At 33.2% G+C, this 19,555-nt stretch carries 20 protein-coding genes; 10 read left to right on the forward strand and 10 right to left on the reverse strand.

Translation table 11 applies throughout. The features are described from left to right. Nucleotides 1-46: 46 nt before the first annotated feature. The 7 genes from L1276_RS13455 to L1276_RS13485 all read left to right on the forward strand — a co-directional run bounded on the left by L1276_RS13455 (nt 47) and on the right by L1276_RS13485 (nt 5,932). A complete protein-coding gene (locus L1276_RS13455; RefSeq protein WP_253788603.1) occupies nt 47-1,363 on the forward strand; it encodes an ABC transporter permease in 1,317 nt (438 codons plus the stop codon). A gap of 111 nt (nt 1,364-1,474) precedes the next feature. Further along, complete coding sequence (locus L1276_RS13460; protein ID WP_253788605.1) at nt 1,475-2,638, forward strand: sigma-54 dependent transcriptional regulator; 1,164 nt, start codon at nt 1,475-1,477, stop codon at nt 2,636-2,638. Nucleotides 2,639-2,688: 50 nt separating this feature from the next. Further along, nucleotides 2,689-3,351, forward strand: a complete 663-nt coding sequence (locus L1276_RS13465) for a DEAD/DEAH box helicase (RefSeq protein WP_253788607.1) — start codon at nt 2,689-2,691, stop codon at nt 3,349-3,351. 163 nt (nt 3,352-3,514) lie between these two features. Further along, nucleotides 3,515-4,261 (forward strand): alpha/beta hydrolase, encoded by a 747-nt coding sequence (locus L1276_RS13470; protein WP_253788609.1) that lies wholly within the window; start codon nt 3,515-3,517, stop codon nt 4,259-4,261. A gap of 26 nt (nt 4,262-4,287) precedes the next feature. Further along, nucleotides 4,288-4,506 carry a putative signal transducing protein gene (locus L1276_RS13475; RefSeq protein ID WP_012027005.1) on the forward strand — a complete coding sequence of 73 codons (219 nt, stop codon included), beginning with the start codon at nt 4,288-4,290 and terminating at the stop codon, nt 4,504-4,506. An 88-nt stretch (nt 4,507-4,594) separates the two neighbouring features. Continuing rightward, the gene (locus L1276_RS13480) at nt 4,595-5,398 is read left to right on the forward strand and encodes a Cof-type HAD-IIB family hydrolase (protein WP_253788611.1); all 804 of its coding nucleotides are present in this window, start codon (nt 4,595-4,597) and stop codon (nt 5,396-5,398) included. Nucleotides 5,399-5,404: 6 nt separating this feature from the next. Continuing rightward, nucleotides 5,405-5,932, forward strand: a complete 528-nt coding sequence (locus tag L1276_RS13485; RefSeq protein ID WP_253788613.1) for a GNAT family N-acetyltransferase — start codon at nt 5,405-5,407, stop codon at nt 5,930-5,932. An 83-nt stretch (nt 5,933-6,015) separates the two neighbouring features. On the opposite strand, the gene L1276_RS13490 is transcribed toward L1276_RS13485, so the two are convergent. Further along, entirely contained in the window at nt 6,016-6,540 is a 525-nt protein-coding gene (locus tag L1276_RS13490) for a hypothetical protein (RefSeq protein ID WP_253788615.1), read from the reverse strand. Between the two features lie 502 nt (nt 6,541-7,042). Between L1276_RS13490 and mtaB the strand changes: the two genes are divergently transcribed. After that, complete coding sequence (mtaB, locus tag L1276_RS13495; protein ID WP_253788617.1) at nt 7,043-8,377, forward strand: tRNA (N(6)-L-threonylcarbamoyladenosine(37)-C(2))-methylthiotransferase MtaB; 1,335 nt, start codon at nt 7,043-7,045, stop codon at nt 8,375-8,377. Between the two features lie 55 nt (nt 8,378-8,432). On the opposite strand, the gene L1276_RS13500 is transcribed toward mtaB, so the two are convergent. From L1276_RS13500 to L1276_RS13535, 8 genes are all read right to left on the reverse strand, one after another. Beyond that, complete coding sequence (locus tag L1276_RS13500; RefSeq protein ID WP_253788620.1) at nt 8,433-8,942, reverse strand: hypothetical protein; 510 nt, start codon at nt 8,940-8,942, stop codon at nt 8,433-8,435. 72 nt (nt 8,943-9,014) lie between these two features. Beyond that, nucleotides 9,015-9,731: a 3-ketoacyl-ACP reductase gene (locus L1276_RS13505; protein WP_253788622.1), complete on the reverse strand. Its 717-nt coding sequence runs from the start codon at nt 9,729-9,731 to the stop codon at nt 9,015-9,017. A 113-nt stretch (nt 9,732-9,844) separates the two neighbouring features. Then, on the reverse strand, nt 9,845-10,432 hold the full coding sequence (locus L1276_RS13510) for an LURP-one-related/scramblase family protein (protein ID WP_253788624.1): 588 nt from the start codon (nt 10,430-10,432) through the stop codon (nt 9,845-9,847). Between the two features lie 55 nt (nt 10,433-10,487). Continuing rightward, on the reverse strand, nt 10,488-12,584 hold the full coding sequence (locus L1276_RS13515) for a von Willebrand factor type A domain-containing protein (RefSeq protein ID WP_253788627.1): 2,097 nt from the start codon (nt 12,582-12,584) through the stop codon (nt 10,488-10,490). Between the two features lie 80 nt (nt 12,585-12,664). After that, nucleotides 12,665-13,639: a hypothetical protein gene (locus L1276_RS13520; RefSeq protein ID WP_253788629.1), complete on the reverse strand. Its 975-nt coding sequence runs from the start codon at nt 13,637-13,639 to the stop codon at nt 12,665-12,667. 2 nt (nt 13,640-13,641) lie between these two features. After that, complete coding sequence (locus L1276_RS13525) at nt 13,642-14,142, reverse strand: RNA polymerase sigma factor (protein ID WP_253788631.1); 501 nt, start codon at nt 14,140-14,142, stop codon at nt 13,642-13,644. Nucleotides 14,143-14,482: 340 nt separating this feature from the next. Next, on the reverse strand, nt 14,483-15,319 hold the full coding sequence (locus L1276_RS13530) for a hypothetical protein (RefSeq protein ID WP_253788633.1): 837 nt from the start codon (nt 15,317-15,319) through the stop codon (nt 14,483-14,485). A gap of 24 nt (nt 15,320-15,343) precedes the next feature. Beyond that, the gene (locus tag L1276_RS13535; RefSeq protein WP_253788635.1) at nt 15,344-15,994 is read right to left on the reverse strand and encodes a hypothetical protein; all 651 of its coding nucleotides are present in this window, start codon (nt 15,992-15,994) and stop codon (nt 15,344-15,346) included. 326 nt (nt 15,995-16,320) lie between these two features. Here L1276_RS13535 and L1276_RS13540 point away from each other — a divergent pair, with 326 nt between their 5' ends. Continuing rightward, a complete protein-coding gene (locus tag L1276_RS13540) occupies nt 16,321-17,199 on the forward strand; it encodes a PPK2 family polyphosphate kinase (RefSeq protein ID WP_253788637.1) in 879 nt (292 codons plus the stop codon). 226 nt (nt 17,200-17,425) lie between these two features. Here L1276_RS13540 and L1276_RS13545 read toward each other — a convergent pair whose 3' ends face one another. After that, nucleotides 17,426-17,944, reverse strand: a complete 519-nt coding sequence (locus tag L1276_RS13545; RefSeq protein WP_253788639.1) for a hypothetical protein — start codon at nt 17,942-17,944, stop codon at nt 17,426-17,428. Nucleotides 17,945-18,134: 190 nt separating this feature from the next. Here L1276_RS13545 and L1276_RS13550 point away from each other — a divergent pair, with 190 nt between their 5' ends. Beyond that, nucleotides 18,135-19,520, forward strand: a complete 1,386-nt coding sequence (locus tag L1276_RS13550; protein ID WP_253788640.1) for an MATE family efflux transporter — start codon at nt 18,135-18,137, stop codon at nt 19,518-19,520. The last annotated feature ends 35 nt before the right edge of the window (nt 19,521-19,555 follow it).

Consider the following 19,555-nt stretch of genomic DNA (forward strand, 5'->3'; position numbering starts at 1 on the left):
AAAATCTAAAATCTAAAGTCAACAATCTAAAATCTAAAATCAAGAAATGAGTATTATTTCATTAATTATAAAAAGAGAATTTATTGCCAAAGTCCGCAATAAATCTTTTGTTGTCATGACTTTTTTGAGTCCGCTTTTATTTGTGGCGATAGCTGTTTTTATTGGCTATTTGAGCTCAATGAAAGCCGAAACAAAGCGTATTGCCATTCATGACGAAACGGGACTTTTTGCTTCCGATTTTTTAAAAGAAAATAAAAAAGGGGCTGAATTTAAATACTATAATTTATCTGAAATTGATGTAAAAGCTTTAAAAGACAGCATTACAAAAGAAAATTTCAGCGGATTGATTGTTATCCCAAAAACAAATAATACAAAAGATTTAGAAGGTAAAATTGAATTTATTTCGAATAACAGTCCAAGTATTTCTTTTATAGAAAACACACAGGATATCATTGGTACAAAAATAACCAAACTAAATCTTGAAAGCGCCAAACTAGACACGCTGGCTATTCAAAAAGCACAGTCAAATGTGAATATTCATTTGGTTAAAGCTTCGGGAGAGGAAAGCTTGAAAGGCTTAAATGAAATAAAAATCGGAATTGGCGGTGCCTTTGGTTACTTGATTATGATGTTTATTATCATTTATGGAAATATGGTAATGAGAAGCGTAATTGAAGAAAAAACAAATAGAATTATTGAAATCATTATTTCATCAGTAAAACCATTTCAGTTAATGATTGGTAAAATTGTAGGAACTTCATTGGCCGGAATTTTGCAATTTATGATTTGGGCTGTTATTGGTTTAGGGTTAATGTTTGCAGCTTCGGCATTTTTTGGTGTAAATGTTGGACCAACAGCCAGAATTTCTCCAGAACTAATGCAATCGGCACAACAGGAACTTTCAGGTTCAGCACAAATGTATATTGCTGAGTTGTGGAATCTTCCAATTGCCAGTATTATAATTGGTTTTATAGTTTATTTTATTGGAGGATATTTTCTATACAGTTCTTTTTATGCTGCAATTGGGGCTGCAGTCGACAATCAAACCGATTCGCAGCAGTTTCTTCTGCCTATATTAATGCCTTTAATTTTAAGTGTATATATCGGATTTTTTACGGTTGTAAATGATCCACACGGAACTGTTGCCGTTGTGTTTTCTATGATTCCGCTTACTTCGCCAATAGTTATGTTAATGCGTATTCCGTTTGGCGTGCCATGGTGGCAAATCGCAATTTCGGTATCATTATTGTTTGCAACCTTTTTCCTTGTAGTTTGGTTTGCTGCAAAAATTTACCGTGTAGGTATTTTAATGTATGGAAAAAAACCAACGTGGAAGGAATTGTATAAATGGCTTAAATATTAATTTTTTTGGAGTTGCTAAGGTTCTAAGGTGCTAAGATGCTAAGATTTTTTTTAGCTTCTTTTAGAAAAACCTCAGAACCTTAGTAGCTTAGAACCTCAGAACCTTAAAAAAATGAGTAAAATACTAATTGTAGAAGACGAAGCAGCGATCAGAAGAGTTTTGGTAAAAATATTATCAGAAGAAAATGACTCGTATCAGGTTGATGAAGCTGAAGATGGAGCTGCGGGACTTGAAAAAATAAAAAACAACGATTACGATTTGGTTTTGTGCGATATCAAAATGCCAAAATTAGATGGTGTTGAGGTCTTAGAAGAAGTAAAAAAGATAAAACCGGAAATTCCAATGGTTATGATTTCGGGTCATGGCGATATGGAAACGGCGATTCATACGATGCGTTTGGGGGCTTTTGATTATATTTCGAAACCGCCAGATTTAAATCGTTTATTAAATACAGTTCGTAATGCTTTAGATAAAAAACAATTAGTTGTAGAGAATAAAATTCTAAAGAAAAAAGTCAGCAAAAATTACGAAATGATAGGCGAGAGCGAGTTAATTAATCATATCAAAGTAATGATTGATAAAGTAGCTCAAACCGAAGCCAGAGTTTTGATTACGGGGCCAAACGGAACCGGAAAAGAATTAGTGGCGCATCAATTGCATGAAAAAAGCGAACGTGCTAATTTCCCTTTAATTGAAGTAAACTGTGCGGCGATTCCGAGTGAATTGATTGAAAGTGAATTGTTCGGACACGTAAAGGGAGCTTTTACATCGGCAGTTAAAGATCGTGCTGGAAAGTTTGAAGCGGCTGATAAAGGAACTATTTTCTTAGATGAAATTGGAGACATGAGCCTTTCGGCGCAAGCCAAAGTTTTAAGAGCACTTCAGGAAAGTATGATAACGAGAGTGGGTGCCGATAAAGATATTAAAGTTGATGTTCGTGTAGTTGCGGCAACCAATAAAGATTTAAAAACAGAAATTGCCGAAGGCCGTTTTCGTGAAGATTTATACCATCGTCTGGCTGTTATTTTGATAAAAGTACCGCCATTAAACGAAAGACGCGATGATATTCCGGCTTTGATACGACACTTTGCAGCTAAAATCGCTTCAGAACAAGGAAACGTGGTTAAAGTATTTTCGGCGCAAGCCATAAAATTATTACAGGAATACGATTGGACAGGAAATATTCGTGAACTTCGAAATGTGGTAGAAAGATTAATCATTTTAGGAGGAAATGAAATCTCTGAAAATGATGTAAAAATGTTTGCCAGTAAATAATGATTTAGTTTTCAATCTGAAATCTAAAATCATAAATCTAAAATTTAGAAATGAAACTAAAAAAAATAAACGAGAAATTACAAGATGCTTTAATTGAAAATGGTTTAACCGAAGCAAACATTTTGCAGATGGAAACTTTTTCAACCATAAAAAGTGGTGCGGATTGTATTGTTATTTCTCCAGAAAAAAGCGGAAAAACAACTACAATTGTTTTGAATGTGATTCAGCAATTGGCAGGAAAAACCGAAGAATCACCTCGCGCTTTGATTATTGTTGAAGATAAAGCAAAAGTGCTTGAAATGGAAGAGCTTTTTGAGAAATATGGAAAATATACTAATCTGGAGGTTTATGGTGTTCATGACAAAGGCGACATGGATTATGATAAAAACTATGTTTCTACAGGAATTGATGTTTTAATTGGTACACCAAATAAATTAAGTGATATGTTCTCTACGGCGGGGTACAACGTAAACCGTTTAAAAATGTTTATTTTGGATGATGCTGACCCAATTTTGAAATTGCGTCATGAAACCAAAATTATGCGTATTTCAAATAGTATTGCAAAAACCCAACGTTTGATTTTTGCTGAAACTTTGACAGAACGTATCGAAATTTTGGCAGATAAAATGTTGCTGGAGCCTTATTTATTTGATATGGATGAAGAAGGTGAGGAAGAACTTGACGAAGAGGAAGACGATATTGAGGAAGAGTAAATAGTCGGAACTTATAGTCTCAGTCGCAGTTTACAGTCACGGTTTACAAGCTTCACTGAAAACTGTGACTGAGACTGAAAACTAACTAATAAATATGGAGATTTTTAAAACACTTAAATTTTTTTCAATCGTACTTTTGTGCTTTTTTCTGATTATTTATGTTTTGATAATTTCTTATGTTTACTTTAATCAGGTTCAATTGGTTTTTCATAGTTCTAGATTGCCAAAAGAGTATAAGTTTGATTATCAGCAAAAGTTTGAAGAGATAAACATCAAATCATTTGACGGAACTATCCTTAACGGATTATTATTTAAGGCTGAAAATTCTAAAGGATTAGTTTTTTATCTTCATGGAAATGCCGGAACACTTGAAACCTGGGGAAAAATCGCCAAAATATATACTTCATTAGGATACGATATCTTTATTTTAGATTATAGAAGTTTTGGAAAAAGCGAAGGAACAATTGAAGATGAAGAACAATTGTCAAAAGATATTTCGATCGTTTATAAATCAATTTCTAAAAGATATTCAGAAGATAAAATTATAATTGCCGGATATTCTATTGGTTCTGGATTCGCCGCAAAGCTGGCTGTAGAGAATAAACCAAAAGCTTTAATGCTTCAGGCTCCTTATTATAATTTTTTAGAGTTATCAAGTTCCCGAGTTCCGTTATTTCCTGATTTTATGAAAAAGTTTAGTTTGGAAACCAATGTGTATCTTCCAAAAGTAAAAGCTCCAATTTATATTTTTCACGGAACGGACGATCAATTAATTCCTTTTAATAATTCAGTTCGGCTAAAAGAACTTTTAAAATCAAAAATCAATTTGTATCCTTTGCAAAATCAAGGTCATATTGGCGTAAATGAGAATGAAGATTTTCAAAATCAGTTAAAAATCATATTAGAATAAATTAATAATTATAAAAAATAAATGCCATGGGATTAATGAAGGTGTATTCAGGAAGTGAAATACTTGCAATTGCTTTGCAGGAAAGATTAGAAGAAGCTGGAGTAGAAACAGTGAAAAAAGATAATATTCAATCGGCTCGTTTAGGAGGTTTTGGCGGTACAGATTTGGCTGTTGAGGTTTTTATTCAGGAAACAGATTTTGCAAAAGCAAATCCGGTTATTGAAGAGTTTAGAATGAGTCTTTAAAAGTATTCAGTATTCAGTCGCAGTTTTCACTTTACAATGCAAAATTGCCTGCTGCGACTGAAAACTGTGACTGAAAACTAAAAAATAAATGCAATACAAAATGTTAGTGCTCGACATGGATGATACCTTGTTGACAGACGATCACAAAATTTCTGATTTAAATAAAAAAGTATTGTTAGAAGCGCAGGCAAAAGGAGTTCATGTAGTTTTGGCTTCTGGACGCCCTACTTCGGCAATGACGGCTTATGCTAAAGAGCTGGAATTGGATTTAAACGATTCTTATATGATTTCGTTCAATGGAGCGATTATCAGCCGTGTTAAGGATGATTTGGTTTTATTTGAACAAAAGCTGACGGTTGAACAAATTCATGATTTGTACGATTACAGCGTTAAAATGAAAACCCATATTATTACTTATCTGGATAATGAAATTATAAGCGAAACGGATTCTGAGTATATAGAAGTAGAAAAAGAAATTACCGGAATGGCGCATAATAAAGTGGCTAGTTTTAAAGATTATGTTAAAAGGCCTGCTGTAAAATGTATTTTATTAGAAAATCCCGCTTATCTAAAAGAAGTTGAAAAAGATTTATTAATTGCTATGCCGCATTTGAGTGTTTCAATGTCTAAACCTTTTTTTCTGGAAGCGGCACAAAACGGTATTGATAAAGCGGCGAGTTTAAGACTTTTAGCAGAAAAGCTGGGTGTTCTTCAAAGTGAAATAATTGCAGTTGGAAATGCCGGAAATGATTTAACCATGATTGAATATGCCGGTTTGGGTGTTTGGGTAGATAATGTAACGCCTGAATTACGTGATAAAGCAGATTTAATTGTAGCTTCAAACAATAACGATGGTGTTGCAGAAGTAGTGCAAAAATATATTCTTAATTAAAGTATAATGAAAAATCCAATCGAAACAGAACGTTTGTTATTAAGGGAAGTGATTTTTTCTGATGTGGATGGAATGTTTGAGTTGGATTCTAATCCGAATGTTCATATTTACGTTGGCAATAAGCCGGTAACCACTATTGAACAAAGTGCAGCATACATCGAAAATCTTCAACAGCAATATAAAGACTATGGAACCGGTCACTGGGCTGTTGTTCTTAAAGAAACCAATGAGTTTATTGGCTGGTCAGGAATAAAATTTATTACTGATGAAATTAATAACCATCAAAACTTTTATGAAATTGGTTATCGTTTTATAGAAAAGCATTGGGGTAAAGGGTATGCAACCGAAGCCGGAAAAGCTTTTATAGATTATGCTTTCGGTGAAATGAAAGTTGATGCAATATATGCTTATGCAGATGAAGGTAATGAAAATTCAAGAAAAATTCTTGAAAAGCTGGGCTTACAATATGTAAACTCTTTTGAATATGAAGGAGAAATTGAGGTCTGGTATGAATTAAAAAATCCAAACCTTTAATTTTCATGCTAAAGAAATGCGCTCCAAATCTTTGTAAGCTTATAAAAACCTGCAAAGATTTGGAAAACGTAGTTTCTTTTAAATTATTTTTTTGCTACAGAAACAAAATACTTGTTTCCGTCACCCATTGTAAGTTTTACACGTTCGTCGCAAAGATCGATTGCAAAATTTGCACTTTCGTAGCAGCTGCAAGTCGTGTTTTTGTCCTTAGACATTTCAGTTTTACAATTGTTATTTTTAAAAGTAGCCAATTGAGGTGTATACAAACTTACTAAATCAGTAGAAGCAGTTACTAATGAAATAATACTTGCTGAATTGTTGTTTGTAATTCTATACACAATTCTGTCTGTATAGTTTACTTCGTTTACAGTTACTTTACGGATATAAGTATAAGCTGTAGATCCTTCACCTGGTTCCTTTACTTCAAATTTAAATCCAACCGCACGAATGGCAATATCAAATTGAGACTGAGAATTTAAACTCGCCCAGTTTGTTAAAGTACTAATAGAAGGAAATGGATTAGCAGTTGCAGCAGGAGTATTAGTTTGCGCTTGCGAACTAAAAATGGTTAAGAACATCAAGCAGATTGTGGGTAAAAATGCTTTCATAGTGGAGCTTTAATTTTTTAATTTTTGCCTACTCTTTCTGGTTTTCGGCGTTCCCATTCGTTTTTTGGTAACAAAACAACAACATAACGTTTGAAATTCAAAATTGTTATGTATGATTTGTTATAATATTAATATAAACAGTCAATTTTTTTATATTTCTAATTAAATCGCGTAAAATATCTAAACAAAGCTAAATGTAAGAAAATTTAAATTTAAAAATCAAAAAAATGTATTTTATCGATAAAATTTGCACTTAATCGATGTTTTTGTCATTTTATTCTTATTGAATCAATTTTTGTTTTCTCATCAAACAATAAAAAATCGTATGAACTTTTTTTAATAGTATACTTTTTATGTACACATTAAAATAGATGTTTAATGCAAATTGTTGATATATAGTGTATTATTGATTTTATTATACAGAATATTGTATGTAAATTTGCAAACTCTTCAAAAGAGATGTAAATATAATATCTTACCACTATAAATGTAGTGTATTCCTATGGAAAATAGAAAAAAAGTTGCTTTTTATACGCTTGGCTGTAAATTAAATTTCTCAGAAACGTCTACGATCGCCAGAAACTTCAATGACGAAGGTTTTGATCGTGTCGATTTTGAAGATGTTGCAGACATATATGTCATCAATACTTGCTCTGTAACCGATAATGCTGATAAGCAGTTTAAGCAGGTTGTAAAAAAAGCAATGAAGTTAAACGACAAAGCTTTTGTAGCTGCAGTTGGATGTTATGCGCAGTTAAAACCAGAAGAATTAGCTGCAGTTGATGGTGTTGATTTGGTTTTGGGAGCTACCGAGAAATTTAAAATTACAGATTATATTCATGATTTGAGCAAAAATGATATGGGTGAAGTTCACTCATGCGAAATTGCCGAAGCTGATTTTTATGTAGGAAGTTATTCTATTGGCGATCGTACTCGTGCTTTCTTAAAAGTTCAGGATGGCTGCGATTATAAATGTACCTATTGTACAATTCCGTTAGCACGCGGTATTTCAAGAAGTGATGCTTTAGAAAATGTTCTAAAAAACGCCAAAGAAATTTCGGCTCAAAATATTAGAGAAATTGTTTTAACCGGTGTAAATATTGGAGATTACGGAAAAGGCGAATTCGGAAATAAAAAACACGAACATACTTTTCTTGATTTAGTTCAGGCTTTAGATAAAGTGGAAGGAATTGAACGTCTTCGTATTTCATCGATTGAACCGAATTTATTGAAAAACGAAACAATCGAATTTGTTTCAAAGAGCAGAACTTTTGTACCACATTTCCATATTCCTTTACAATCAGGAAGCAATGATATTTTGAAATTAATGAAACGTCGTTATTTACGTGAAATATACACAGACCGGGTAAACAAAATTCGCGAAGTTATGCCTGATGCCTGTATTGGTGTTGACGTAATTGTTGGTTTCCCTGGTGAAACCGATGAACATTTCTTAGAAACCTATCATTTCTTAAATGAAATGGATATTTCGTATCTGCACGTTTTTACTTATTCTGAAAGAGATAATACAGAAGCTGTTGGAATGGACGGTGTTGTGCCTGCAAATGTAAGAGCAAAACGAAGTAAAATGCTACGCGGATTGTCTGTAAAAAAACGCCGTGCTTTTTACGAAAGCCAGATAGGAACCAATAGAACGGTTCTTTTTGAAGGAGAAAATAAAGAAGGTTACATTCATGGTTTTACAGAAAACTATGTAAAAGTAAAAACACCATGGAATCCGGAATTGGTAAACACCCTGCAGGAAATCAATCTAACGAAAATTGATGAAGACGGAAGTGTTCGTTTGGAATTTTTAAACAAATTGGCGGAAGCTTAAAAAAATATACAGATAAATACAAAAAGCCTCTTTAAGAGGCTTTTTGTATTTGTAATTACTTCTGATTCTCACTAATCACCAATTTCAAAGAATTAATATAATCCGTATCAAATTCAATAACTCTGATTTTCTCAGGATTAAAACTCAATTCTCCGCCAAAATTACCTCTTGTATCAAGAAAATTAATTAAAAGTTCTTCCTCTGTCAAAGAAATCAGTTTGCCTAAATAAGCCGATTTTGCAGACTTTTTAGAAATCTGGAAAATTCCGTGTTGATTGTTGATGAAATTTAAAATGGAGTTCAAATCCCGAATCGGAATAATATCTTCTGCATTTGTTTTTAAACCTTTTAAACGAATCACTTTTTCGGTGAAAGCCAAATCCTGATCTCGGTGAATTTCTTCTATATTTTTGTTTTTCAGAATTACATAACCATCCAAAATATAATCAACAGGATTGTTTCGGAGTAAAATCCAATCATCAGAGTAATCAATAAGAAAGCCAGTAAAGATTTCTTTCTTGTCCTGAAATTCTATGGCAATTAATTGTCTTAAATATTGTTCCATTTGATTTTGTGTTAAGGCTGTTAAGAACTTTGTCAAAGTTTAAGACCCTGACAAAGCTGCGGAGGAATATTTTTATGGATTTGTTGACCAAATACTGCTGTTCTTAATAAAAACTCTGCGATTTAATTTCAACTGTGCGATAATTAGGTCTGCCATATCTTCAGACTGCATTACTTTATCAGGATTTCCGTCGGTTAAGTTTAGATCTTTTGCCATATCAGTTGCAACGGTACTTGGTGTTAAAGCGGTAACACGAATGTTGTGTTTTCTCATTTCCTGCATCAAAGAATCGGTTAAACCTAAAACAGCAAATTTAGAAGCGCTGTAAGCACTTGTCAAAGCATTTCCGTTTAAACCTGCAGTTGATGAAATGTTAATAATATCACCCGTTTGTCTTTCAATCATATTCGGAATAATGGCACGTGTTGTATAATACGTTCCCATTAAGTTTACCTGAATGATTTTTTCAAAAGCAGCAGGTTCTAAATCCAGAAATTTTCCAAAAGAAGCGATTCCTGCGCTGTTAATTAAAATGTCGATATGTTTAAATTCGGCTAAAGCTTTTTCAACAGCAGAATTGATAGAATTAATATCAGAAACATCAGCAGATAGAGCCAAAGATTTAACGCCTAGTTTATTGGTTTCAGCAGCTAATTGATCAATATCGGCCTGAGTTCTTGAAATTAGAATTAAGTTTACACCTTCTTTTGCCAAAGCAATTGCAACTGCTTTTCCAATTCCTTTACCCGCGCCGGTAATAAGCGCATTTTTATTTTTTAAGTCTGTCATGATTTATTTTTTAGAAATGCAGAAAGCATCATTTTAAGTCTAACAAAAATAAAACTTTTGCCAGCTAAAATGATGCTTTCTTATGTTTTCTTAATCTAAGTTTAACAACTTTATTATTCCTTCAAAACCATGTCGATACACATTACGGCTGCAAGGATTAATTGTCTAAGCGGACTGTCTGATGCTACAGTTTCTTCAATTTGAAGCACATAGTTGTCAGCGCTGGTAAAAAACTCTTTACCTAATCCAGCCCATTTTTTACTTACCTGAGCCAGTTGTTTGTTTTCGTGTGAGAATTTAAAATCCCAGCCAGTCCATTTTCCCTGTAATGTTGCAGCAGGTTTTTCATTTTTATCTAGAATATCAAATTTACCGCCAATAGAAAAGAACTTTTGTTTGAAGGTTCCAATTAATCTGTCCTTTTCGTCAAAAACTTCAACTGTCGAACGGAAGATAGCGACTCCTCTTTTTACAGAAATTAATTTTTCGCCAGTAGCCGTTGTAATTTCAATATTAAAAGGCGTTGCTCTTTTGTAATCTGTAAAACGAAAAACTTTAGTAAAGAAACCAAGATTGTTTTCTCGGCAGTTCATTATAATTTGGTTCGTTTGAGGATCGTAAATATCATAATTGTTAGCGGCTTTAAACATTCCGACATGTTCTTTAACTAAAAATAGATTTTGGCTTAAAATTGGGTTCATACGTTTATATAAAATTTAGTGTTTTGAATAAAGCCCAAATGTAAAGAAATATTTATTAATTATATTGTTCCGAAGTTTCAACAAGACGAATAAATTCGGCTTTATAGCCTCCTTTGTCGAATGACATTCCTTCTTGTGCTAAATCGACAATGCTTTCTGAAGATTTTTCAGAAATTAATTTTGAATCTCTTAATTTTAATCCAAACCAAGCCACGGCTGTACTGAATTTAAAATCATCACTCGCTTTATCTAAACTAACTGATCTGTTATTGATTATCTGAACCATTTCGATACTTTTTTCACCTTCTGGTTTTTTGTAGCGGAATTTTATTGTAGCCAGTTCAGTACTGTAATTAGCAGAATTGGTTTCGGTTTTGGTGTATTTTAAATCATCAGGCTGTACGTTTAAAAAATCACTTTTTACACCGGCAGGAATAATTTCATACAAAGCCGTAACGGTATGATTACTTCCTAATTCTCCAGCATCAATCGCGTCGTTTTTAAAATCTTCGGGACGAAGTTTTCTGTTTTCGTAACCAATCAATCGATAGGCCTGAACTTGTTTTGGATTGAATTCAATCTGGATTTTTACATCTTTTGCAATGGCAAACATAGAACCTTTAAATTCTTTTCCTAAAAAGCGGTTGGCTTCCTGAATGTTATCGATATAGGCATAATTTCCGTTTCCTTTATCAGCAAGAATTTCCATTTTGCTGTCTTTGTAATTTCCCATTCCGTAACCTAAACAAGTTAAGAAAACGCCTGATTTTCTTTTCTCTTCGATTAGTTTTTCCATGTCAGAATTAGAAGAACTTCCTACGTTAAAATCTCCGTCGGTTGCCAGAATTATACGATTGTTACCGCTTTTAATGAAATTTTCAGTGGCAATTTTATAGGCTAGTTCAATTCCTTCGCCTCCGGCCGTACTTCCTCCAGCTTCTAATTTATCAAGAGCTTTGATGATTGTTTTTTTCTCACTTCCAGAAGTTGGAGGCAAAACCATTCCTGCAGCTCCCGCATATACTACGATGGCTACTTTGTCACTTGGACGTAATTCATTTACCAATATTTTCATGGATTGTTTTAGCAAAGGAAGTTTATTTATGTCTTCCATTGAACCAGAAACGTCAATTAGAAAAACAAGATTTGATGATGGAAGATCGTTTGTTGGAATGTTTTTTCCTTGTAAACCAATTTTCAGAATTTTATTATTTGAGTTCCAAGGCGAATCACTTACTTCTGTATTGATGGAAAATGGATGTTCATTTTTTGGCTGCGGATAATTGTATTTAAAAAAGTTTACCATTTCTTCTACACGTACCGCATCTTTTGGTACTTTTTGTCCACTGTTTAAAAAACGTCTGATATTCGTATAAGATGCATTATCAACATCAATAGAAAAAGTAGAAAGCGGTGCTGTTTTTGGGCTTTCAAAAGCATTTTCTACAAAAGCATTATAATCTTCCTGAGTAGGCTGAATAGGATTTGGTCTGATAATATTTAGTTTTTTGTCTAATTCTTCTTCCGAAAGATTTTTGTAAAGCCCATCTTTTGTTACAATAACAATTGCGCCGTTTGCCGCTTTATTTCCGTAAATTGAGGTAGCCGATTCCTCTTTTAAAACTTTTACATCATTAATGTCATTCGGATTAATTTTTGCCATTTGATCGGCTTTTATTGCCACTCCGTCAACAATATACATTGGTTCGTTTTTAGGAACAATAGATTCAAAATTTGGAGACGGAGTATATGAGTTTGATGAGATTTGCATACTCGCAACAGAGCGTGAAGCAGCAGTAATTTTCTTTTGTTTTCTAGAAACAGCATAACCTGTAACTACTACTTCTTGTAAATGATTAGAGCTTTCTGTTAATGTAACATTGATGATGTTTGAATCTTTTACAATAACGTTTTGACTATTCATCCCAATAAAAGCAAATACAAGGACATCTCCTTTTTGAGCTTGAATGCTGTACTTTCCATCAAAATCGGTAGTGGCAGATATTTTCGTTTTTTGAATGGATACATTAACCCCCGGAAGTGCAAGTGAATTTAAATCAGTGACAGTTCCTGTAATCGTTCTTTGCTGTGCCATAGTTACGAAACAAATAAGCATAGCAATGGCTGATGAAATAAGTTTTAGACTTTTCATGATAGTAAGTTTTAAATTAATGTTCGGATTTTTTTTCTTTGTCAAAGCTTAAAACTTTGACAAAGATTTTGTTGTACGGGCTATTTTTTCTGAGCCGGTTTTCCTGTTTTTGTAGTAATAATGACAACTCCTTTTTTTCCTCTTTCGCCATATTTTGCTGTGGCTTCAAGATCCTGAAGAATTGTTATGGTTTTAATTTCCTGCTCGTTTAATGGTGCGTAAGGACTTGTTGGATTTTTTCCGAATAAATCATTTTCTGAATAATATATTCCGTCAATAATATAAAGCGGTTCATCTAATATTACAAGAGATTCAACATTTGAAGGTTCCAGATTTGGAAGTTCTCTTTGCATCATTCTATCTCTTTTTGCATCATCGCTGTGAGAAATGGCATTTCCATTTAGTACAACCAATGGAGCGCTTTTTCGAGGTGCTTGTGCTTGTTTTTCTGCAGAAGCAGCACTAAAAGATTCTTTTGCCGCTTTTTTTGCATAACCCAAACTTGGTTCTGTGTGTATTTTAGATTTTGCCATCATATTTTCTTCATCTTTCATTTCCTCTTCTGCATGTATTGGAGACGGCGCTTCTATTACGGCATCATAATTTGCTCTTTCAGTTACAACAGGAGAAGGAGATGGTGGAATGAAATCTATTTCCTGAATCGCAACTTTTTTTTGTTGTTTAATTTGCTTGTCCAGAATTTTAGCAGCTTCTTCTTTTGTAACCAATTGTGAATCTGATGAAACTACCGCTTTGCTTTTCTCTAAATTTGAATTTTCGATTGTTTGTTTTTCATCTGCATTATCTACAACTTTAGGAGTTTCGATAATCGCTTTTTTATCGGTTTTAAAAAATTGGTACCCTAAAGAGATTACTAATAAAAGAGAAGCAGCGACAGCGATTTTTTTCCACAGAGAAATGGTTTTTCTATCTTCTTTTCTGTCGAGTTTTTCTTCAACGCGGGACCAGACTTTATCCATTCCCGGAAAATCTTTTGGTTCTGCATTATCTGCAGCTTCCTTAAATCTGTTAAATATTTTATCTTGATTGTCCATGACTATTTTGCTTTTTGATAATATAATTTATTTACTAATTCCTTTAGCTTGGTTTTTGAGGCGTTCAATTGTGATTTTGAAGTGCCTTCAGAAATGTTAAGCATTGCTGCAATTTCTTTATGTCCGTAACCTTCAATGACAAAAAGGTTAAAAACAGTTTTACAGCCATCTGGAATATGGTTTAATAAATTGAGTAAGTCTTCTTCTTCTAATGAATTCATTTCCTCTGTAAAAGGCTGCGAAAGAACCTTTACATCATCAAGATACATGTTGAAATTGGTGTTTTTCTTGATAGATGCCAAACAGTAATTAACAGCAATTTTTCTGGCCCAGGCTTCAAAGGCTTTTTCTTCCTTAAGCTGATCTAGTTTTGTAAATATGGTATAGAAAGCGTCGGCCAGAGCTTCTTCAATTTCTTCTTCCTTTTTGAGGTATCGTTTGCAAACGCGATACAATTTTGGAGCCATATGCTCATAAACCTGACGCTGGGCATCGCGGTTCATTTTTTTGCAGTTAGAAATTAGTGTTTCGTTTATCACAGTATTGGTCTTTAATTATAAAGAGAGAGAAAAAGATAAAAAGGTTGGGACGGGTGTGAAAAAAAGTTTTTTTTAGGTTCAAAGGTTTTATGTAGAGACGCACAGCAGTGCGTCTAACGTTTTGTAAATCTACAATCTTGTCATTTTATTTTTTACATTCTTTGCGGAGACGCACTGCTGTGCGCCTCTACGTTACGATTGTAATCGAAATGCTTTGTGAATCTTTGCGTATTTTCTTTGCGAATCTTTGTGGTAAAATTATAACACAAAGCTGCACAAAGATTTTCACAGAGATTCTCAAAGCTTATTTAATCGGCAAAGTCAACTTATAAATCTTAGTCTCTAAAAGTTCTGTGTCATTATCTTCGCAAAGCAAAAACTCAATTTTGTTGTTTTCTTTTTTATAGAAAGTCAAACCTTCAAATTTATTGGTTGAGGTTATTTTTTGTGTAAAATCGATTTTCATTGTTTTAAGATCAATTCTTCCAATGAAACTTCCCAGTATTTCGCCGTCGTCATAAGTCGATTTTGTGTCTTCGGCAGTAGAAAGGAAATAGATTTTATCTTCCACTAAAACGGCATCGGTAAAACTGGAACGAACGCCTTTTATTTTTGGAAGTTTATAATTGACCGCAATCAGGGCAAATTCATCTCCCAGGTTTTTGGCATGAATCGTAAAAATGGTGTTTTTGTTTGAAACCCCGTTTCCGCGATTGAATAAATACCAGTTTTCTCCATCGAAAATTGCGCCTTCCAAATTGAAATCTTCCGGTTTTATTTCGCCAAAACTTTGCATTAAACCGTATATGTCAACCAGATTGTTTTTCTTTAAAACAGTTTTATTTTTAATGTTAAACTCAATCATTTTATTTCGGTTTTCCGTTGAACCAGAGCCAAAAACATAAAGCGTATCATTGTGATGCGTTAAAGATTCAAAATCAGGTTTTAGGTTTTTCGGAATATTCTGCGTCGGATTATCAATTAAAGGATGTTGATTCAATTGCTGGTTTTGCATATTGTATTCGTACAGAAATCCGCTATTGTCGCCAATAACGTAAAGTGCGTCATTATTGTAAAATAATCCTGATGCCGAACCGATTCCGATGATTTGAAATAATATTTCTAATGTGAATTTTTCCATGAATGTTGTTTTGAAAGTCTTTTATTAACGTGACTTTATTTTTTTAAATGTATTGTTTTTTTCTGCTTCTGAAATTGTCTTTTTTAGAATATCAATTACTTGCTTACTTCTTAAGTTGATGTTGTGATCGTAATTAATATTTGTTTTACTACCATTTTCCTTCTGTAAATTGAAACTATCGAAACGTTTTTTGATGATTTGACTGCCTAATAATATTTTGAAATTTTGATGACAAGAATGGCTTACCGCCGAATGATAAATTTTATTGTTAGATTCTTTATAGGCAAACCGTTTAATTTCTTCTTTTTCAATAATGTCTTTGTTTGGAAAAAACATATGCCAAAAAATGTTTTCATCATCTAGACTCTCATTGTATTCAGCACATATACTTATTTTTGTTAAATACTTCCTTCCTTTTTCAATCCAAAAAATGTAGACTGGATCATTTGGAAAATCTTCCATACAAAAATTGTTGACTTCAGATGGGCTTACATCGTAAACTTTTATACTTCCCACACAATAACTTTCATAAACGCAAATAGTGTCTGCTTTTCGAGATTGAAGCAATTTTATATAATTAGAAACTAAATCTTCTGTATTAATTCCGAGATTGGTTTGTGCGTTTCCAATAAACGTTATAGAGAGCAGAAATAAAAATAAAATTCTTTTTGTCATTATTGATTTAGAAATATTGAAAAAGTTCTTTTTGAAAACCAATGCCCAGCCCTGATAGTCCCGAAGCTTCGGGAGAAATACTTTGAAAAGAAATTGAATTTTTTCCTGACAGAACAAAGCGACAAACGCAAGCTCTTGTTATGGCTTTGGAAAAAAACAATTTATTGAAAAAGTATTGCAATGAATAGCAGGAATATGCTTCGTAAAATTACTATATTTATGAGACAAAATTTGAAAATATGAAATCGCTGTTTCAAAAAAATCATTAAAATGAATAACGAGAAAGCGATAACTTATTTTACCGCTTAAAAATAAAATCAAAAAATATGAAATCAATAGATCCGAAAGATTTTAAAGTTACAGATAAAATTAAATTGCGCAAGATTCCGACTTTGCTGAATATCGATGCCGACGACGATGAAAAAGAAGAAAAACTGGATAAAGTTCAGGCAAAATTGAGCGATTTGCAGGATACAATGTATGCGCACAATAAATATTCGGTTTTGATTTGCCTTCAGGGAATGGATACTTCGGGGAAAGATAGTTTGATAAGAGAAGTTTTTAAAGAATTTAATCCGCGTGGAGTAGTGGTTCATAGTTTTAAAACGCCAAATTCAACCGAATTGGAACACGATTATTTATGGCGTCATTATATTGCTTTGCCGGAAAAAGGAAAATTTGCCATTTTTAACCGAACGCATTACGAGAATGTTTTGGTTACACGTGTACATCCGGACTATATTCTGGCAGAGAATTTACCCGATATTAAATCGGTTGAAGATATTAAACCTAAATTTTGGAAAAACAGAATCGAACAAATTAATAACTTCGAAAAACATATTGCACAAAACGGAACTATTGTCATGAAGTTTTTTCTGCATTTGAGCAAAGATGAACAAAAGAGTCGTTTACTGCGTCGTTTAGAAGAAGGAAAGCACAATTGGAAATTTTCTCCCGGCGATCTTAAAGAACGTGAACATTGGGATGAATACCAGCAATATTATGAAGAAGCAATAAATGAAACCTCAAAAGAACATGCACCATGGTACGTTGTTCCCGCAGATGATAAAGATATGGCGCGTTATATTGTTGCAAAAATTATTTGGGAAGAAATGAAACAATACAAAGATATTCAGGTTCCGGAATTGGATAAAGAAATTAAAGACAATTTTGAAACGTATAAGAAGACTTTGGAGAAAAGTTAGGAATTAGTGAATGTGTCAATTTGATAATTAGATAATTTTTCAACGCTGTAAACCCGACAGGTTTTTAAAATCTGTCGGGTTTGATGCATATAAATATTTTTGTAAAAGTTTAAAAAGTTTTACAAAAAATTCTCGATCAAAATCTTTATAAAATACAAAACCCGGAAGACTATGAAAACTTCCGGGTCTGTTACCAAAAACAAAAAAATAAAATAAACCTTTCTTTTTATAATTTAAAACCATAGGCTAAACGAAGAGCCACTTGATTGGTGTTAAATTTGTCGTAGTCCTCATAACGGACACTAATGTCAATGTATTTGTTGGCGTAGCCAATTCCAGGCGCCCATAAAAAACTAGTATCGTTGTAACCGTTTGTTACAGCAAAACCGGCACCTACTTCCCCTAAAACATAAAACTGATCTTCCCAGATAAAAGCTTTAAAACCAGCTTTTGCAGGAATAAATCCTAAGTCTTTTATGTCATTTCCTAAGTCATCTTTTCCTATAAACAAGTTTGTAAAACCAGTTGTTAGTGTTAAAGATGTTTTTTTAGATAAATCATATTGTAAACGAACGTCTCCGCCAAGTGACCAATCGTAATCATTGTCTGTTGGAATCCCGCCATTTAATCCAAATCCTAATCTAAATCCCTGATCGTAATTTGTAGCTTCACTCTCTTGAGCGAAAGTTGTGTTGGAGTATAAAAAAGCAAAAGCAGCTAGGCATATAATTTGTAATTTTTTCATGGCAAATATTTTTGAATTATTAATAATGTAAAAGTAGATTAGAGGTGTTTTGAGCTTGTTATATAATTTTTAAAAATCGTTATATAATATTATGGTATACTGATTTTGGCCTTAATATTGGCTTATATTTTTATTAATAGGATAGAATCCGAACCTTCTGATTATCTTTGCGCACTAAAAAAGAATACAAGTGAATTTTAAGCAGTACACAAAGGAGTTTTCGTATAATTTAAGACTGGCATATCCCGTAATTTTAGGTATGGTAGGGCATACTCTGATTGGTATTGTTGATAATATAATGGTTGGCAAAATAGGGAGTACAGAGTTAGCGGCAGTTTCATTAGGAAACAGCATGATTTTTATTGCAATGTCTCTTGGAATTGGTTTTTCTACAGCCATAACGCCAATTGTAGCTGAAGGTGATGCAGAGAAAAATGATACTAAAATTCGTTCGGCATTTCACCATGGATTGTTTTTATGCACCATTTTAGGATTAGTGCTTTTTGTCGTAATTATGTTTGCAAAACCAATAATGGAATTGTTGAAGCAGCCTGCAGATGTAATTGCCCTTGCAAAACCTTATTTAGGCTGGGTAGCTTTCTCATTGATTCCTTTAATTATGTATCAAGGATATAAACAATTTGCCGACGGAATGTCATTAACCCAATATTCAATGTATGCAATGGTTATGGCTAATGTGCTGCATGTAGGAATTAATTATGTTTTAATTTACGGAATTTGGGTTTTTCCAAAAATGGGAATCATAGGCGCAGCACTGGGGACTGTAATTTCGAGAATATTTTTGGTAATGTTTATGCATATAATGTTGTCAAGAAGAGAAGATTTGAAACGTTTTTTTAAAGGTTTCAGCTTCGAAGAAATTAAAAAATCTACTATAAAAAAAATAATCAGCATTGGATTTCCATCAGCAATGCAAATGCTTTTTGAAGTCGTATTGTTTACCGCTTCAATCTGGCTTTGCGGTAATATTGGAAAAACAAGTCAGGCAGCCAATCAAATTGCATTGAGTCTGGCGTCGATGACTTTTATGTTTGCCATGGGATTAAGCGTAACCTCAATGATTAGAGTCAGCAACCAAAGAGGATTAAATGATTCTAAAAAATTAATAGTTGTAGCCCGTTCTATTTTCTTATTGGCTATCGTACTCGAAACTTTCTTTGCACTTCTATTTATAGTATTCCATAATTACCTGCCACATATCTTTTTGAATATGGAAAATACCGGACAGGTTTTGGATAATACCGAAGTAATTGCCATTGCATCAAAACTCCTTTTAATTGCTGCTGTTTTCCAGATTTCTGATGGAATTCAGGTTGTAGTTTTAGGCGCTTTACGCGGATTGCAGGATGTAAAAGTGCCAATGTATATTACATTTGCAGCCTATTGGATCATTGGTTTTCCCATTTCGTATTATTTAGGAGAACATACAGAACTGAAAGCACAAGGGGTTTGGATAGGACTTTTGGCAGGATTAACAGCAGCAGCAATTTTTCTGTATATTCGCTTTCATTTTCTAACAAAGAAGTTAATCGCAAATTCATCTTCAAATAATTAAGTTTGGAGCTTAAAATAGATTTACCACTCTCGACA

Origin of the sequence: Flavobacterium sp. HSC-32F16 (assembly GCF_024171645.1) — a bacterium.
GTDB lineage: Bacteria > Bacteroidota > Bacteroidia > Flavobacteriales > Flavobacteriaceae > Flavobacterium.

Bases quoted from the DNA above. Each gene is read 5' to 3' on its own strand.
- L1276_RS13455 (WP_253788603.1), top strand. From the start codon at position 47: ATGAGTATTATTTCATTAATTATAAAAAGAGAATTTATTGCCAAAGTC.
- L1276_RS13460 (WP_253788605.1), top strand. From the start codon at position 1,475: ATGAGTAAAATACTAATTGTAGAAGACGAAGCAGCGATCAGAAGAGTT.
- L1276_RS13465 (WP_253788607.1), top strand. From the start codon at position 2,689: ATGAAACTAAAAAAAATAAACGAGAAATTACAAGATGCTTTAATTGAA.
- L1276_RS13475 (WP_012027005.1), top strand. From the start codon at position 4,288: ATGGGATTAATGAAGGTGTATTCAGGAAGTGAAATACTTGCAATTGCT.
- L1276_RS13480 (WP_253788611.1), top strand. From the start codon at position 4,595: ATGCAATACAAAATGTTAGTGCTCGACATGGATGATACCTTGTTGACA.
- L1276_RS13485 (WP_253788613.1), top strand. From the start codon at position 5,405: ATGAAAAATCCAATCGAAACAGAACGTTTGTTATTAAGGGAAGTGATT.
- L1276_RS13490 (WP_253788615.1), bottom strand. From the start codon at position 6,540: ATGAAAGCATTTTTACCCACAATCTGCTTGATGTTCTTAACCATTTTT.
- mtaB (WP_253788617.1), top strand. From the start codon at position 7,043: ATGGAAAATAGAAAAAAAGTTGCTTTTTATACGCTTGGCTGTAAATTA.
- L1276_RS13500 (WP_253788620.1), bottom strand. From the start codon at position 8,942: ATGGAACAATATTTAAGACAATTAATTGCCATAGAATTTCAGGACAAG.
- L1276_RS13505 (WP_253788622.1), bottom strand. From the start codon at position 9,731: ATGACAGACTTAAAAAATAAAAATGCGCTTATTACCGGCGCGGGTAAA.
- L1276_RS13510 (WP_253788624.1), bottom strand. From the start codon at position 10,432: ATGAACCCAATTTTAAGCCAAAATCTATTTTTAGTTAAAGAACATGTC.
- L1276_RS13515 (WP_253788627.1), bottom strand. From the start codon at position 12,584: ATGAAAAGTCTAAAACTTATTTCATCAGCCATTGCTATGCTTATTTGT.
- L1276_RS13520 (WP_253788629.1), bottom strand. From the start codon at position 13,639: ATGGACAATCAAGATAAAATATTTAACAGATTTAAGGAAGCTGCAGAT.
- L1276_RS13525 (WP_253788631.1), bottom strand. From the start codon at position 14,142: ATGAACCGCGATGCCCAGCGTCAGGTTTATGAGCATATGGCTCCAAAA.
- L1276_RS13530 (WP_253788633.1), bottom strand. From the start codon at position 15,319: ATGGAAAAATTCACATTAGAAATATTATTTCAAATCATCGGAATCGGT.
- L1276_RS13535 (WP_253788635.1), bottom strand. From the start codon at position 15,994: ATGACAAAAAGAATTTTATTTTTATTTCTGCTCTCTATAACGTTTATT.
- L1276_RS13540 (WP_253788637.1), top strand. From the start codon at position 16,321: ATGAAATCAATAGATCCGAAAGATTTTAAAGTTACAGATAAAATTAAA.
- L1276_RS13545 (WP_253788639.1), bottom strand. From the start codon at position 17,944: ATGAAAAAATTACAAATTATATGCCTAGCTGCTTTTGCTTTTTTATAC.